We start from the raw sequence: 13,988 nt of genomic DNA, 5'->3' as shown, positions 1-13,988 counted from the left end.
CCTATGCCGAAGAGGGCGGCGGGCGCTCCTCAGCCGCCGGAGGCGACGGTCATCCCTCGTGGTTGTAGTACGGCCAGGGGAGGAAGCGTCGCTCGCCTCGACGGTCCGGGCCGTTCAGCGTGACATCGCCCGTCGCGGCCCACTCGACACCACGGGGGAACATCCGTATGAACTCGATCCGGCGGAAGGTGTCGATGTCGTGGCCGATCGTGATCGTGAACGAGCGGCCCGCGCCGTACTCGTTGATCCAGGCGATCGGCTGATCGGTGTTCATGCCGGGAAGCGCGGCGACGCCCTCCGGAGGGATGGCGACCGGGTAGTGCGACATGGGCCAGACCGGCGCCTTCTCGTACGACTCGAGGTCGTCGAACGTCGTCAGCAGGACCTGCGCGCCGTCGAGGATCTCGACACCCGTGAGGATGTCGTCGCCCGTGACGGTCCAGCGAGCGCTGATGCCCTCGGTGATCGCGTGCCGTGGCTCCGTCGTGTCGAGCTGCGCCTCTCCCCAGGGACGCGGGCGTAGACCACCGCCCACCGTCAGCCGTGAGCCGCGCATCACGTTGTACTCGTCCGGGTAGCCCCAGTCGTCCTCCTGCGCGGCCGAACCGTGGAACCACACGATGCCCTTGCCGTCGTCGTGGACGAACTTCAGGAGGGCGGCATCGGTCTCCGGGCCGAAACCGGTCGCCTTCTCGTGGTAGCCGTCGCGCCCCTCGAAGACGACGATCACCACGTCGTACTTGTCGATGATCTCGGGCCCGAGTCCTCGGGGGTCCTCGACGACCCGGACCCGGAAGCGCCCGGTGTCCTCGAGCAGGGTGGTGAGCCAGACGTTGTGCTGCCGGAAGCTGCGGAACTCGTTGTCGTGCTCCCGGGTCATGTGACCCGAGAGGATGAGCGCGTCGAGCGTTTCAGACATGTTCGGGGCCGTGCCTTTCTTCATTGACGGGCGTAGCGGGAGCGACGAACGCGAGATAAGTCTGTTTCATTTTGACTTACGTCTGATTTCAGCATAACTTATCGCTCAGTCCTACCGCACGATGTCGAGTCGGTACGCTCGATGTCGCACACGATGAAGTGTTCGGAGAACCATGGCAACCACGACCGACCAGTCGAGCGCTCCCGCCGCCGTCACCGCGGCGACCGGCACGATCACCGCCGGCCCGGCGCTTCCCCTGCGCACCCGCGTCATCTACGGCTTCGGCGACATCGCCAGCCAATTCATCTGGACGATCACGAGTTCCTTCCTCGCGGTCTTCTACACGGACATGGTCGGGATCGCCGCAGGAACAGTGGCTGTGCTGATCCTCGTCGCCCGCGTCTTCGACGCCGTGATCGACCCGTTCATCGGCGCACTCGCCGAGCGCACCCGCAGCCGCTTCGGGCGCTTCCGCCCGTGGATCCTCTACGGGATGGTGCCTCTCTCGATCATGGTCGTGCTCACCTTCACGGCCCCGTTCGACGGCAAGAGCATCGGCGCGGTGATCTGGGCCGTCCTCACGTACGGGCTGCTCGGAGCCCTCTACTCCAGCGTCAATGTGCCGTACGGCGCGCTGAGCACCGTGATGTCGGAGCGGACGGCCGACCGTGTCTCGCTCAACTCGTGGCGCATGATCGGCACGAACATCGGCGGCGTGGTCCTGGGTGTCGCGATCCTCCCGATCATCCTCGCCTTCAGCGGTGGTGACGGGAGCCACCCGACGGCGCAGGGATACACCATCGCCGCTGCGGTCTTCGCCGTCGCCGCGCTCCCGCTGTTCTTCCTGGTGTTCGCGACGTCCAGGGAGGTCGTGAAGCCGGTACGCAGGGATCATGTCCCGTTCTCGACGACGTTCCGGCTCGTCCTCGGCAACGGACAGCTCATGCTGCTCTTCGTCGTGCTCCTGCTGTCGCTGACCTCCCTGTTCGGCCGTCTCAGCGTCGTGCTGTTCTACTACCTCAACAACGTGGGGAACTACGCCCTCGTCTCGCTGCTCATGGCGCTGGCACCGCTCTCGACCGTGGTCGGCATCCTGGTGTTCTCGCGGCTCGGCCGCCGCTTCGGCAAGCGGAACATGCTGATGATCTCGTTCGCCGCGCAGGCCGTCGTCCTGACCGCGCTGTTCCTCACCGGCTGGGAGGACATCGGCGTGGTGATCGGGCTCACCGCCCTCTACGGCCTGAGCTCGTACGGCATCCCCCTGGTTCTCGCGATGGTCTCCGATGCCATCGACTACGCGGAGGACAAGACGGGCATCCGTACGGACGGCACCTCCTACGCACTGACGAGCCTGGCGACGAAGATCGCGAGCGCGGTCGGCGGCGCCGTGGGCATCGCGCTCCTCGGCGCGATCGGGTACGTCGCCTCGGCGCACCAGCAGCCCGCCGAGGTGCTCCACGGCATCAACCTCGTCGTCAACATCGGCCCGGCGATCGCCGCCGCGCTCGCCATCGTCCCCCTGCTCTTCTACCGGATCAGCGAGGCGCGCTATGCGGAGATCCGTGAGCGGCTGGACACCAAGGCGCTGGCTGCGATCAAGCTCCAGCAGGAGGGCTGAGCTCCGTTCAGAGACGCTCGAAGACGGCGGCGAGGGCCTGGCCGCCGCCGATGCACATCGTCTCGACGGCCAGCGATCCGTCGAGGGCCGAGAGCTCGTGCGCGAGCGTCGCGAGCATGCGCAGGCCGGTGGCCCCGATGGGATGACCGAGGGAGATACCGCTGCCGCGCGGATTGAGCCGCGGGTCCTCGGCGTCGATGCCCCAGTCTTCGAGGCAGGCCAACACCTGGACCGCGAAAGCTTCGTTGAGCTCGATGACGTCGATGTCCGACCAGGTGAGGCCGGCGCGCTGGAGGGCGCGGTTCGCCGCGGGAACGGGCGCGACCCCGAACACGCGGGGGTCGTTGCCGGCGACCGCCCACGAACGGAGCCGGAGCAGAGGCACGAGCCCCAACTCCCCGGCGCGCTCGGGGGTGGTGACGATCGCCGCGGCGGCCGCGTCGTTCTGGCCACTCGAGTTGCCCGCGGTCACGGTCGCATCCGGGTCGTCGCGGCCCAGGATGGGGCGCAGTCCGGCCAGTGCCTCCAGCGTCGTGTCCGCCCGGGGATGCTCGTCCCGGTCGACGACGCTGTCTCCGCGCCTGCCGCGGACCGTCACGGGCACGAGTTCGGCGTCGAAGGCGCCGGACTTTTGGGCGGCGACGGCACGCTGGTGCGATCGCAGAGAGAACGCGTCCTGCGCCTCCCTCGGGATGCCGTACTCACGCCGGAGCTCCTCCGCCGACCCGACGTTGCCCTCCGGGGTCGGGAAGTTCCGGCCGCCGACCGTCTCCCGTCCCCGCGCCAGCGCGTCGTGCAGCAGGAGGCCGCCCGCCGGAACGCCGCGGCGCCCCTGCTCGGTGTACAGCGGCGCGTTCGACATGGACTCGGCGCCGAGGGCGATGAGCACCTCGCTGGCGCCGGTCTGGATCTCCATCGCCGCGTTGATCACGGCCTGGAGGCCCGAGCCGCAGCGGCGGTCCAGCTGGTAGCCCGTCGTCGTCACCGGGAAGCCGGCATCGAGGGCGGCGACCCGTCCGAACGCGGGCGCCTCCATCGTCGGGTACCCCTGCGCGCCGATGACCCCCTCGACCGCGGACGGATCGATGCCGGTGCGCTCGAGAAGCGCGCGCAGCACGGTCTCGGCGAGGTCGACGGCGGCAACACCGGCGAGCGCTCCGCCCAACCTCCCCACCGGGGTGCGGAGCGGCGAGCAGATCACGGCCTCACGCAGCTCAGGCATCGACCGCCTCCAGCGCGACGACGATCGGGGCACCGGTCGCATCGATCACCTGCTGCTCGGTCACGCCGGGCGCGAGCTCTCGGAGCACCAGCCCATCGTCGGTGACGTCGATGACCGCAAGGTCGGTGATGATGCGGTCGACGCACCCGCGCCCCGTGAGCGGGAGGGTGCACTGCTCGACGAGCTTGGGCGAACCGTCCTTGGCGACGTGCTCCATCACCACGATCACCCGCTCGGCGCCGTTCACGAGGTCCATGGCCCCGCCCATCCCCTTGACCATCTTCCCGGGCACAGCCCAGTTCGCGATGTCGCCGCTCGCCGACACCTGCATGGCTCCGAGCACCGCGGTGGCGATGCGGCCACCGCGGATCATCCCGAACGAGGTGGCCGAGTCGAAGTAGCTGGCGCCCGGCAGGACCGTGACCGTCTCCTTGCCCGCGTTGATCAGCTTCGGATCCTCTTCGCCCTCCCACGGATAGGGCCCGACGCCGAGTATGCCGTTCTCGGAATGCAACACGACATGCACGTCTTCCGGCAGGTGGTTCGGGATGAGCGTGGGCAGGCCGATGCCCAGGTTGACGTACGTGCCGTCCTCCAGCTCCCGTGCGGCCCGGGCGGCCATCTCGTCGCGGCTGCGTGCCATGTCAGGCTCCTTCGGATCGTGGGCGGACAGTGACCTTCTCGATCGGAAGGTCCGCGGACTGCTCCGGGGTGAGGGCGATGACGCGGTCCACGTAGATGCCCGGAAGGTGGATGTCATCCGGGCCGAGCACTCCCGGCTCGACCAGTTCGTCCACCTCGGCGATGGTCACCCGACCGGCCATCCCGGCCAGCGGGTTGAAATTGCGGGTCGACTTCTCGAAGCGGAGGTTGCCATGGCGGTCGCCGACCGCGGCGCGCACGAGCCCGAAATCGGTGCGGATGGCGGTCTCCAGCACGTATTCGCGCACCGATCCGAAGACGTCGAACGGTCGCAGTTCCTTGGGCGCGCTCTCCTCCGCGACGGAGCGGTCCGGAGCGTACCGGATGGGCATTCCACCGTCCGACACGGCCGTGCCCGCGCCGGTGGCCGTGAAGAACGCGGGGATGCCGACGCCGCCCGCCCTCAAACGCTCGGCGAGTGTTCCCTGCGGCGTGAGCTCCACCTCCACCTCGCCACCGAGGTACTGGCGAGCGAACTCCTTGTTCTCGCCGATGTAGCTCGCGATGACGCGGCGGATGCGTCCGGCGGCGAGCAGTTCACCCAGGCCCCAGCCATCCACGCCGCAGTTGTTGCTGACCACCTCGAGACCGCTCACGCCGCGTTCGAGCAGCGCCCGGATCGTCACGATCGGCACGCCCGACAGGCCGAAGCCGCCGACCGCGAGCGATGCGCGGTCCGCGATGTCGGCGACCGCCTCGGCAGCCGACGCATACGTCTTATCCATGAGACTCCTCTGTCTGGTCGGATTCGTCGAGCACCTCGCGCAGGACGGCCATCGCGCTGTTCGCCGCCGGGAGACCGGCGTAGAGCGCGGTGTGATGGACGACCTCCGCGATCTCCGCCCGGGTCAGTCCGTTGCGCAACGCCGCGTGCACGTGCATGCGGAACTCGTTCTCGTGCCCGCCCGTGACCAGGCTCGCGAGGGTCGCGATCGAGCGCTGCTGACGCGTCAGCTGCGGGCGCGCCCAGACCTCGCCCCAGGCGTACCGCGTGATGAAGTCCTGGAAGGCGGCCGTCTCCGGGGTGATGTTCGCGTTCGCGCGGTCGACGTGCGCGTCCCCGAGCACGGCGCGGCGCACGCGCATCCCCCTGTCGCCCGCATCCGACAGAACGACGGCGGCCACCAGCAGGTCGGCGGATGCGTCCGGGTCCTCCAGCGGGATGAGATGGGCCGCGTCGGGAAGTTCGACGAACCGTGCGCCCGGGATCCCGTAGGCGAGCTCGCGCATGAGCGTGGGGGTGGTGACGGCGTCGTGGGCGCCGGCCACGACGACGGCGGGCGCGGCGACCGCACCGAGGTCCGCGCGCCGGTCGAAGGCGGCGAGCGCCTCACAGCACAGGGCGTACGACTCGTCGTCGACATCGACAAGGGTGCGCAGAGCGCGACCGCCCGGTCCGTCCGGGTGGCGGTCGAGGTATCCCGGCGCGAACCAGCGCTCGGCGCTTCCGGCCACGACCGACGCGGTCCCTGCGGCGCGGACCTGCGCGGCGCGGTCCGCCCAGCCCTCCGGGGTACCGATCGCCGCTCCGGAGCAGAACATCGTCAGAGAGCGCACGCGCTCGGACGCCGCGATGGCCAGCTCGAGGGCGATGGCACCGCCCAGGGAGTCGCCGGCGATGTGGAACGCACCGCCGCCGACCTCGTCGACCACGTCGAGGACTCCGCGAGCGAGGTCCGCGACCGTGAAGCGGGACCGCGCCGCCGGTGACGCTCCGTGACCGGGAAGATCGATGCGCAGGATGCGCGGCCGGTCGTCCCGAGCGGCCAGCCGTTCGACCACCCCGTCCCACAGCTCTGTTGTCGTCCCCAGTGACGGCAAGAGGACGAGGAGCGGCGCCTCGACCGCTGTCGGTGCGGCCGGCGCCATGGACCCTCGCAACCGGATCGGAGTCATGAGCGGTCCCCTTCCCTCAGGCGCTCGAATCGGGCGATGGCCGCATCGACCTCGCGTGCTCCGCGCGGAGCGGTCGTCGTCGTCGCAGGGGCGCGCCGCGCCTGGATCACGAGATCGTCCGCGGCGTTCTGGAGCAGCGATGCGCTCTCAGCGGCCAGCCGGAGCGTCTCCCGCCAGGCCTGCCACTCGGCGTGCCACTCGCCGGCCGGCCGGGCGTCGTAGCTGAGCGAGGCGACCTGGAGGACCGCGACCGGTCCGCTCACGCGGAGCCCGTTCGCGACCAGGAGGACCGCATCCACCGGGTTCTTCTTGTGCGGCATGGCGGACGATGCACCGCCGTGCAGCGGCGTGGCCACTCCGTCGCGTGCCAGCAGCGCGAGGTCGCGCCCGACGCGCCCCCCGGCCGAGCAGATGCTCGCCGCCGCGCGCGCCACGGCGAGCACCGGGGAACGATCGGTATGCCAGGCGCGACCGGGGTCGGCGAGACCGAGGGCGGCGGAGATCCGACGGCGCAGGATCGCGGCGGCGTCCGGACGGCCCGCGAGCCGCGCGAACGCCTCGCCGTCGCCGACAGCGCCTCCCAGCTGGAGCGGGAACTCCGCGACATCGACGGTCTCGACGGCCGACGAGACGACGTCGAGCCAGCCCCCGATCACCGCGCCGAGCGTCGTGGTCTCGGCCTCCTGGCTGAGCGTCCGGACGGCGAAGGGGGTGCCACGGTGTTCGCGGGCGAGGGCAGCGAACACCCGCCCGGCCGCCCGCAGGGCATCGCGCGCGCCGGTCAGCGCATCCCGCGACACCATCATCAGCGCGGAATCCACGACGTCCTGGCTCGTCATCCCCTGGTGGACCAGGGTCCCGCCCTGCTGCCGCAGCGCCTGCGCGAGGCCGACGACGGGCACGCCGGAACGCCGCGACTCGCGCAGCAGTGCGTCGCGGTCGAGCGCCGTGGCGTCCAGCGTTGCGGTGTTCTCCACGTCGATCAGGCTGCTCCAGGCGGCCAGGTGCGCGCTCTCCAGCTCCACCATCGCATCCAGGATGCGGTCGTCGGACACCACCGAGCCCGCCCGGCCCGCCGGCTCGAGCAGCCCCCAGTCGAACGCGTCAGCCACGGCCGTCACCGATGAAGTCGAGGAACACCGTCTCGCCGTCGCCCTGCAGCCGGATGTCGAACCGGAAGCTCCGCTCGCCGTCCTGCTCCACGATCAGAGTGTGACGGCGGTCGGCGGGAAGGCTCGCCAGGAAGGGGTCGTCGTCCGCGAAGTACGCGCGGGTGAAGAGGTGGTGCAGCAGGCCGCGGGCGAACACCGTCACGAGGAGGTACGGTGCCCGCCCGTCCCCGGGGGCACCCGGACGCACGGTGGTGAACGTGTAGTGTCCAGCGCGGTCGACGGCCGCGCGGCCGAAGCCGGTCACCGTGTACCCGTCGCGATGGAGGCTGCCGCGTTCGCGGATAGGTCGGCCGGAGGCATCCGGACCCCAGATCTCGAGGATCGCGTCGGGCACCGGCTCGCCCGCGCCGTCGTAGACCGTGCCGTGCAGACGGATGGATGCGGGATCCGCGCGCGGAGTCACCTCCGGTCCGCCTTCGTAGGGCAGCGCGTAGCCGAAGAAGGGTCCGACCGTCTGGGAGGGGGTCTGGCCGAAGTGGGCAGCGCTTTCGATGTCGTCAGGCATGCTCGCCCTCCTCCGGCTCAATCCAGGTCGCCGTGCTGCCCGTCAGCACGATGTCCCAGCGATAGCCCATCGCCCACTCCGGCACGCTCAGGTCGTGATCGTAGCGGGCTTTGAGCCGTTCGCGCGCGGCCGGGTCGACGATGGACTGATAGATCGGGTCCAGTGCGAAGAGCGGGTCGGTCGGGAAGTACATCTGGGTGACCAGCCGTTGCGTGAAGGCCGACCCGAACACGGAGAAGTGGATGTGCGCCGGGCGCCAAGCGTTCCGGTGGTTCTTCCACGGATAGGGGCCCGGCTTGATCGTGACGAACCGGTAGGAGCCGTCGTCGCCGGTGATGGCCCGCCCGACCCCGGTGAAGTTCGGGTCGAGCGGCGCCGGGTGCTGGTCTCGCTTGTGCACGTAGCGGCCGGACGCGTTCGCCTGCCACACCTCGATCAGCTGACCCCGCACCGGCCGACCCTCGCCGTCGAGCACCCGGCCGGCGACGATGATGCGCTCCCCCAGGGGTTCTCCGCTGTGCTGGATCGTCAGATCGCTCTCCTCGGGCGCCACATCGGAGTGTCCGAACGCGGGCGAGACGAGCTCGATCTCCTCGGGGTCCGCCCGGACCAGCTCGTGCGTCGGGTGGCGCAACGTGGAGCTCCGGTACGGAGCGAAGTCGCGCAGCGGGTGGACGGGAAGCGGCCCGGCCGCCGCGGCCGCCGCGTGGGCCTCGGCGATCTCCCGTGTGATCTGGTCCTGGCTGATCTCTGGCATCGTTCCCCCTCAGAAAGGAAGGCCGGCGTACTGCTCGGCGAGCGCCGCCTGAGCATGACGGGAACCGGTCGTGTACTCGAGCTGTCCGACCTGACTGCGGTAGCGGAAGGCCCGTGCGGATTCGTCGGTGATCTCCCGGTGCACGTGAAGCATCTCGGTCATCCACTGCGAGAACTGCTGCACCTTCCACTGCCGCGACAGCGCGGACGCGCTGTAGTGGGTCAGCGGGGAGTCATCGCCGCGGTACCGCGCGGAGATCGAGCGCCCCAGCAGGGCGACGTCGGCGATGGCGGAGTTGAGCCCCTTCGCACCGGTGGGCGGCACGATGTGCCCGGCATCGCCCGCGAGGAACAGCCGGCCGTGCTGCAGCGTCGATGCCACGAAGCTGCGCATCGGGGTGATCGACTTCTCCGTGATCGTCCCCTCCTGCAGCGTCCACCCGTCGACGCCGAGGCGCCTCTGGAGCTGCTCCCAGATCCGTTCGTCGGACCACTCGTCGATGGACTCGGACGGATCCACCTGCAGGTAGAGCCGGGAGACCTCCAGGGACCGCATGGAATGCATCGCAAAACCGTCGGGGTGGAGCGCGTAGATCAGGTCGTCCGTGGAGGGCGGGACATCGGCGAGGATTCCGAGCCACGCGTACGGATAGCCGCGCTCGAGGGCGGTCACGCCGGGGATCGCCGCGCGGCAGACGCCGTGATAGCCGTCCGCTCCGACGACGAAGTCGCACTCGATGCGTTCGCCCTCGCCGGTCAGCACGGAAGGGGTGGTCGAGTCGACGTCATGAGGTGCCACTCCCTCCACATCGAAACGGACATCGGAGCCGAGCCTGTCGTGCTCGGCGAGCAGGTGCGCGACGAGCGCCTGCTGGCCGTAGACCGTGACGGTGCGTCCGATGAGGTCGACGAAGTCGATGTGGTGGCGCCGCCCCTCGTACTGCAGGTAGATGCCGTGATGCGTGAGGCCGCGCGCCGCGAGGTCCGAGTCGAGGCCCAGCTCGCCGAGGATGTCGACGGAGCCCTGCTCGAGCACGCCGGCCCGGATCCGGCTCAGGACGTACTCGCGGCTCTTCTGCTCGAGGATGACGAAGCCGATCCCGGCACGCTGCAGGATGTGGCCGAGGAGGAGACCCGCGGGGCCCGCTCCGATGATGGCGACCTGGGTGCGCATGCTCCGCCTCTCACGACGTCGGGAAGGTCTGTTCATGCTCGCCCTCATCGCGCCCCCGCGGGGCCGGTCTTCCACTCAGCGGAAAACAATCACGGAGAGTCAGGCTCCGCCCGGACCGAGCGCATCCGAGATGCCGCGCGCGGCCATCCGGACGCCCAGGGCGAACTGCGGCTCGTCCTTCCTTTCGGCCTTCGCGATGATCGAGACGGCGGCGATCACCTCCCCTCCGGGCTCCCGGATCGGGGCCGCGACCGAGAAGGCGCCGCGGGTCAGCTCTTCGACGGTCACCGAGATCCCGGTGGCGCGGATGGTGGCCAGCCGGGCGCGCAGTTCCCGCTCCTCGGTCAGCGTGTTGGGCAGGAACTTGCGCGGATGCGCGGCCAGGACCGCGTCGAAGACCTCGGGGCCCGAGTGCGCGAGCAGCACGAGTCCCACCCCGGTCGCATGCAGGGGCAGCTCAGATCCCACATCGCTGATGACCGGCACGGCGCCTTTCCCCGAGAGCCGCTCCAGGTAGACGGCGCCGAGGCCGTCCCGGATGGCGAGATGGACATGCTCTCCCGTCGACTCCAAGAGGTCGTCGAGGTAGGGGCGGGCGACGTCGCGGAGCCGCCGGGCGGTCGGCTGCCGCGCTCCGAGCCGCCACATCCGGATCCCGACGCGGTAGCGACCGTCGTCGCCCCGGACCAGGCCGCCCCACTCGACCCACTCGGACAGCAGCCGATGGGTGGTGGAGAGAGGGAGTCGCGCGCGCCGGGCCACCTCGCTCAGCGTGAGCTCGTCGCCGCGCTCGAAGGCGTCGGCGACCGCGAACACCCGGGCGGCGACGCTCCGGTGATCCGCCGCGCCTCCCGCCATGGCGTCAGCCTAGACTCAGGCGCCCAGATCGGCGATCGCCTGCCGTGCCCCGCGGACGGCGATGGCGACGCTCATCAGCGTCGGGTTCATGGTGGTCGCCGTGGGGATCAGCGCGTTGCCGCCGACGATGAGGTTCTCGTGACCCCAGACCCGCGAGTACGGGTCGGCGACCGACGTCCCGTCATCCGCCTGCCCCATGCGCATCGTGCCCTGGTAGTGCAGGCTCGACCCGTTGGGGAGCAGTCTCGGCTCGGCGACGAAGGTGCCGAGCGCCGTACCGGCACGCCGCAGGTGCTCTGTGCCGTCGGCGATCTCCGCGTTCTCGCTCTCGGTCAGCTCGTACGCGATGGTCATGTTCGGGAAGCCGCGGTAGTCCAACTCCGCGTCGTCGAACGTGACCGCGTCCTCGAACCGGGGGCTCTTGCGCATCCCGTAGCCCATGTTCACGTACCCCCAGCGGTTGCCCGCGGCGGGGTGGGCGGGCTCGAGCTGGAACGGCGGGTTCTCCGCGTACATCACCTGCAACGAGAACGGATGGTCGGGCTCCGAGAAGGGGATGCGGTTGACGGCAGCGACGGGATCGGCGGGGTTGGTCGCCCGTCGGGCCAGCTCGGCGTCCAGCTGCTCCTCGGTGGCGTGCCGGCTCATCCGCTCGCCGTCGAGTGCGACGGTCGAGATGACCACCGGGTGCTCGGTCAGGTAGTGGCCGAGGGCCGTCGGGCGGATTCCGGACGCCCAGAGGAGCTGCGGCGAGCGGAACGCATCCGCCGCGACAACGACCAGGTCGGCCGCGACGAAGGAGGTCTCGTGCGTGCGGAGGTCCTCGACCGTCACGCCGGACACGCGCGAGCCCTCGTGCTCCACGCGGCGCACGAGCGTCAGGTCGCGCAGCTCGAACCGTTCCGCGAGCTCGCTGGAGGGATCGGCGAGCGGGCCGAGGACGACATCCGCGCCCGCCCAGCGCATCGAGCCGTCGGGCTGCGGGTCGCCGGAGACGGGGAGAGTGCTCGGGCCGTATCCGTCGGGGAGCTCGGAGCCGAACTCCTCGGCGAGGATCTCCCGGATCGCCGCCCCGACGCCCGAGTCGCCGAAGGCCGACCGCTGCACGTGGAGCAGGTCCTCGGCTTTCGCGATCAGGCCGTCCCACTCGTCGTCGGGGATGAACGGGATGCGCTCGGAGAACGCCGGCGCCGGGGTCGCGCACGTCCAGTGCGCTCCCATGCCGCCGACGTTCGTCGAGGCGGCGGCCGCGGGGAAGGTCTCGGCATGCGCCGATCCCGGGCCGCCGAAGTCGAGGAGGTGTGTGCCGCCGCGCGCCGTGAACATGCCTTCGACGACCGCGGACTCGGGGATGCCCAGGGACTGGCGGAACGAGCCCGCCTGCGGCCCCTGCGAGCGCTCGCGGGCGCGCTCCTTCTCGTCCGGATCGGGGATGTTGCGCACGCTCTCGCCCGGGATCTCGGTCAGCTGCGGGCCCGCCTCGAACATGATGACGTTCGCGTCGGGGAGGTCCTCCAGGAGCAGCCGGGCGTACGTGGAGCCGATCGGCCCGCTGCCGACGATGGCGATGGTCGGTGAAGTGGTCATGGTGGATCTCCGGTGATTCAGGCGGTCAGGGATTCGGTAGCGGGGGCGACAGCGGGTTCCGGCTCGTCCGCGAGGGTGCCGGCCGGCAGCAGCAGCGCGGCGACGAAACCGACCGCGTAGGTCGCGGCCAGGGCGACGAACACCGGCACGAACACGTCGCGGTAGATGTGCGCGACGGAGTCCTGGACGCCCGGATCGGCGCCGTGGACGATGGCCGGGGTCAGCGTCGCGGGGTCGAGCCCGCTGGGCAGCAGGACCGCGACGCCGGCACCGACGACTCCGCCGATGACCGCGGTCATCACGGTGGAGCCGATCTGGCGCACCAGGTTGACCGTCGCGGTGACCGTGCCGGTCTCGCTCCTGGGAGCGCCGGACTGCACCACGGCCACGATCAGGCTCATGAAGGCTCCCGTGCCGAGGCCGACGACGGCCATCACGGCCATCGGCGCCCAGAGCGGGAGTCCGACCGGGAGGGTGGCCATGGTGGCGAGCCCGGCGGCGCCGAGGGCCGTTCCGACGATCGGGTAGACCCGGTAGTGACCCGTGCGACTCGACAACCAGCCGGTGAGGAGGTTGCTCACGAGCATCCCGAACACGGTGGCGATCGGCACGAGACCCGACACGGTCGCGCTGGTGCGGTACGCCATCTGGAAGTACGTCGGCAGATACGAGGTGATCGAGAACAGGCCGACGCCGACGACGGCCGACACGACCATTCCGGCGGCGATGGTCCTGCTGCGGAAGAGCCCGAGGGGCACGAGCGGATGAGGGGCACGCAATTCGAAGAGCACGAACGCCGAGAAGAACAGGGCCGCGATCACGAAGGCGACGGCGGCACTCGACCGACCGCCCGCCTCGCCCGCCCAGGTGACGCCGAGCACGATGGCGACCAGCGTCACGGTCAGCGTCACCGTTCCTCCGACATCGAAGCGTCCAGGTCGGCGGTCCGAGACGTGCGGGACGGCGAAGATGGCGAGGGCCAGGGCCACGACGCCGACGGGGCCGTTCACCCAGAAGACCCACGGCCATCCCCAGTAGTCCGTGATCAGACCGCCGAGCACCGGACCGAGGAGGATCGCGATCGGGAAGGCCGCGCCGATGATCGCGAGGTACTTGGGCCGCTGACGGGGTGTTGTCGCGTGAGCGATGATCGTCTGCGACATCAGCTGCAGACCGGCGGAACTCATCCCCTGGACTACCCGGGCGGCGATCAGCCAGGCCATGCTCGTCGCGAAGCCGCACGCGATCGAGGCGAGGATGAAGACCACCAGCGAGACCAGGAAGATGGCGCGGGGGCCGACCACATCCCCCAGCTTCCCCAGGACGGGGAGCAGGACCGTACTGGCCAGCGTGTAGCCGACGACGATCCAGCCCATGTGCTCGAGTGCGCCGAGCTGACCGGCCACGGTCGCGAGCGCGGTGCTGACGATGGTGTTGTCGAGCGCCCCGAGGAACGAGACCGTGAGGAGGGAGGCCACCAGGAGGCGGAGCCGGAGAGGAGAGAGCTGCATAGTCGGGTCACCCGAACGATCGGGCGGTCGACGCGACCTTGTGTGCCCCCGTTCGCTGCTTCGCGACG

The 13,988-nt window shown here is 70.3% G+C and carries 13 protein-coding genes; 1 reads left to right on the top strand and 12 read right to left on the bottom strand.

Annotation, left to right across the window (positions count from 1 at the left end):
• Positions 1 to 49 precede the first annotated feature (49 nt).
• Entirely contained in the window at positions 50 to 919 is an 870-nt protein-coding gene (locus ABIC47_RS12270) for a ThuA domain-containing protein (RefSeq protein WP_354480733.1), read from the bottom strand.
• A gap of 172 nt (positions 920 to 1,091) precedes the next feature.
• On the opposite strand from ABIC47_RS12270, the gene ABIC47_RS12265 reads away from it, so the two are divergent.
• Positions 1,092 to 2,537, top strand: coding sequence for an MFS transporter (locus ABIC47_RS12265; RefSeq protein WP_354480732.1), 1,446 nt, complete (start codon positions 1,092 to 1,094; stop codon positions 2,535 to 2,537).
• Between the two features lie 7 nt (positions 2,538 to 2,544).
• Here the strand turns inward: ABIC47_RS12265 and ABIC47_RS12260 are convergent, their stop codons facing one another.
• The 11 genes from ABIC47_RS12260 to ABIC47_RS12210 form a co-directional block, all read right to left on the bottom strand.
• The gene (locus ABIC47_RS12260; protein ID WP_354480730.1) at positions 2,545 to 3,759 is read right to left on the bottom strand and encodes an acetyl-CoA C-acetyltransferase; all 1,215 of its coding nucleotides are present in this window, start codon (positions 3,757 to 3,759) and stop codon (positions 2,545 to 2,547) included.
• Positions 3,752 to 4,402: a CoA transferase subunit B gene (locus tag ABIC47_RS12255; RefSeq protein ID WP_354480728.1), complete on the bottom strand. Its 651-nt coding sequence runs from the start codon at positions 4,400 to 4,402 to the stop codon at positions 3,752 to 3,754. Before ABIC47_RS12255 ends, ABIC47_RS12260 begins: the two co-directional genes overlap by 8 nt.
• Before the next feature lies 1 nt (position 4,403).
• Positions 4,404 to 5,186 (bottom strand): CoA transferase subunit A, encoded by a 783-nt coding sequence (locus ABIC47_RS12250; RefSeq protein WP_354480726.1) that lies wholly within the window; start codon positions 5,184 to 5,186, stop codon positions 4,404 to 4,406.
• The gene (gene pcaDC, locus ABIC47_RS12245) at positions 5,179 to 6,330 is read right to left on the bottom strand and encodes a bifunctional 3-oxoadipate enol-lactonase/4-carboxymuconolactone decarboxylase PcaDC (RefSeq protein WP_354480724.1); all 1,152 of its coding nucleotides are present in this window, start codon (positions 6,328 to 6,330) and stop codon (positions 5,179 to 5,181) included. The genes ABIC47_RS12250 and pcaDC overlap by 8 nt, the downstream gene beginning before the upstream one ends.
• A gap of 23 nt (positions 6,331 to 6,353) precedes the next feature.
• On the bottom strand, positions 6,354 to 7,478 hold the full coding sequence (locus tag ABIC47_RS12240) for a lyase family protein (RefSeq protein WP_354480723.1): 1,125 nt from the start codon (positions 7,476 to 7,478) through the stop codon (positions 6,354 to 6,356).
• Positions 7,462 to 8,034 (bottom strand): protocatechuate 3,4-dioxygenase subunit alpha, encoded by a 573-nt coding sequence (gene pcaG / locus ABIC47_RS12235; protein WP_354480721.1) that lies wholly within the window; start codon positions 8,032 to 8,034, stop codon positions 7,462 to 7,464. Before pcaG ends, ABIC47_RS12240 begins: the two co-directional genes overlap by 17 nt.
• A complete protein-coding gene (gene pcaH, locus ABIC47_RS12230) occupies positions 8,027 to 8,791 on the bottom strand; it encodes a protocatechuate 3,4-dioxygenase subunit beta (RefSeq protein ID WP_354480719.1) in 765 nt (254 codons plus the stop codon). Before pcaH ends, pcaG begins: the two co-directional genes overlap by 8 nt.
• A 9-nt stretch (positions 8,792 to 8,800) precedes the next feature.
• Positions 8,801 to 9,964 (bottom strand): 4-hydroxybenzoate 3-monooxygenase, encoded by a 1,164-nt coding sequence (locus tag ABIC47_RS12225; RefSeq protein WP_354480717.1) that lies wholly within the window; start codon positions 9,962 to 9,964, stop codon positions 8,801 to 8,803.
• A 99-nt stretch (positions 9,965 to 10,063) separates the two neighbouring features.
• Positions 10,064 to 10,822 (bottom strand): IclR family transcriptional regulator, encoded by a 759-nt coding sequence (locus ABIC47_RS12220; protein WP_354480715.1) that lies wholly within the window; start codon positions 10,820 to 10,822, stop codon positions 10,064 to 10,066.
• Positions 10,823 to 10,837: 15 nt separating this feature from the next.
• Positions 10,838 to 12,409: a GMC oxidoreductase gene (locus tag ABIC47_RS12215; RefSeq protein WP_354480714.1), complete on the bottom strand. Its 1,572-nt coding sequence runs from the start codon at positions 12,407 to 12,409 to the stop codon at positions 10,838 to 10,840.
• A 17-nt stretch (positions 12,410 to 12,426) separates the two neighbouring features.
• Positions 12,427 to 13,920, bottom strand: a complete 1,494-nt coding sequence (locus tag ABIC47_RS12210; protein ID WP_354480712.1) for an MDR family MFS transporter — start codon at positions 13,918 to 13,920, stop codon at positions 12,427 to 12,429.
• Positions 13,921 to 13,988: the final 68 nt, after the last annotated feature.

This window comes from Leifsonia sp. 563 (assembly GCF_040545055.1).
Taxonomy (GTDB): domain Bacteria; phylum Actinomycetota; class Actinomycetes; order Actinomycetales; family Microbacteriaceae; genus Leifsonia.
Note: the sequence above shows the minus strand (reverse complement) of the source record. Positions and strands in the feature narration are given on the sequence as shown.

Excerpts from the sequence above, each read along its gene's own strand:
- pcaDC (WP_354480724.1), bottom strand. The coding sequence starts at position 6,330 with ATGGCGCCGGCCGCACCGACAGCGGTCGAGGCGCCGCTCCTCGTCCTC.
- ABIC47_RS12220 (WP_354480715.1), bottom strand. The coding sequence starts at position 10,822 with ATGGCGGGAGGCGCGGCGGATCACCGGAGCGTCGCCGCCCGGGTGTTC.
- ABIC47_RS12255 (WP_354480728.1), bottom strand. The coding sequence starts at position 4,402 with ATGGCACGCAGCCGCGACGAGATGGCCGCCCGGGCCGCACGGGAGCTG.
- ABIC47_RS12215 (WP_354480714.1), bottom strand. The coding sequence starts at position 12,409 with ATGACCACTTCACCGACCATCGCCATCGTCGGCAGCGGGCCGATCGGC.
- ABIC47_RS12210 (WP_354480712.1), bottom strand. The coding sequence starts at position 13,920 with ATGCAGCTCTCTCCTCTCCGGCTCCGCCTCCTGGTGGCCTCCCTCCTC.
- pcaG (WP_354480721.1), bottom strand. The coding sequence starts at position 8,034 with ATGCCTGACGACATCGAAAGCGCTGCCCACTTCGGCCAGACCCCCTCC.
- ABIC47_RS12225 (WP_354480717.1), bottom strand. The coding sequence starts at position 9,964 with ATGCGCACCCAGGTCGCCATCATCGGAGCGGGCCCCGCGGGTCTCCTC.
- ABIC47_RS12250 (WP_354480726.1), bottom strand. The coding sequence starts at position 5,186 with ATGGATAAGACGTATGCGTCGGCTGCCGAGGCGGTCGCCGACATCGCG.
- ABIC47_RS12265 (WP_354480732.1), top strand. The coding sequence starts at position 1,092 with ATGGCAACCACGACCGACCAGTCGAGCGCTCCCGCCGCCGTCACCGCG.
- ABIC47_RS12260 (WP_354480730.1), bottom strand. The coding sequence starts at position 3,759 with ATGCCTGAGCTGCGTGAGGCCGTGATCTGCTCGCCGCTCCGCACCCCG.
- ABIC47_RS12270 (WP_354480733.1), bottom strand. The coding sequence starts at position 919 with ATGTCTGAAACGCTCGACGCGCTCATCCTCTCGGGTCACATGACCCGG.
- pcaH (WP_354480719.1), bottom strand. The coding sequence starts at position 8,791 with ATGCCAGAGATCAGCCAGGACCAGATCACACGGGAGATCGCCGAGGCC.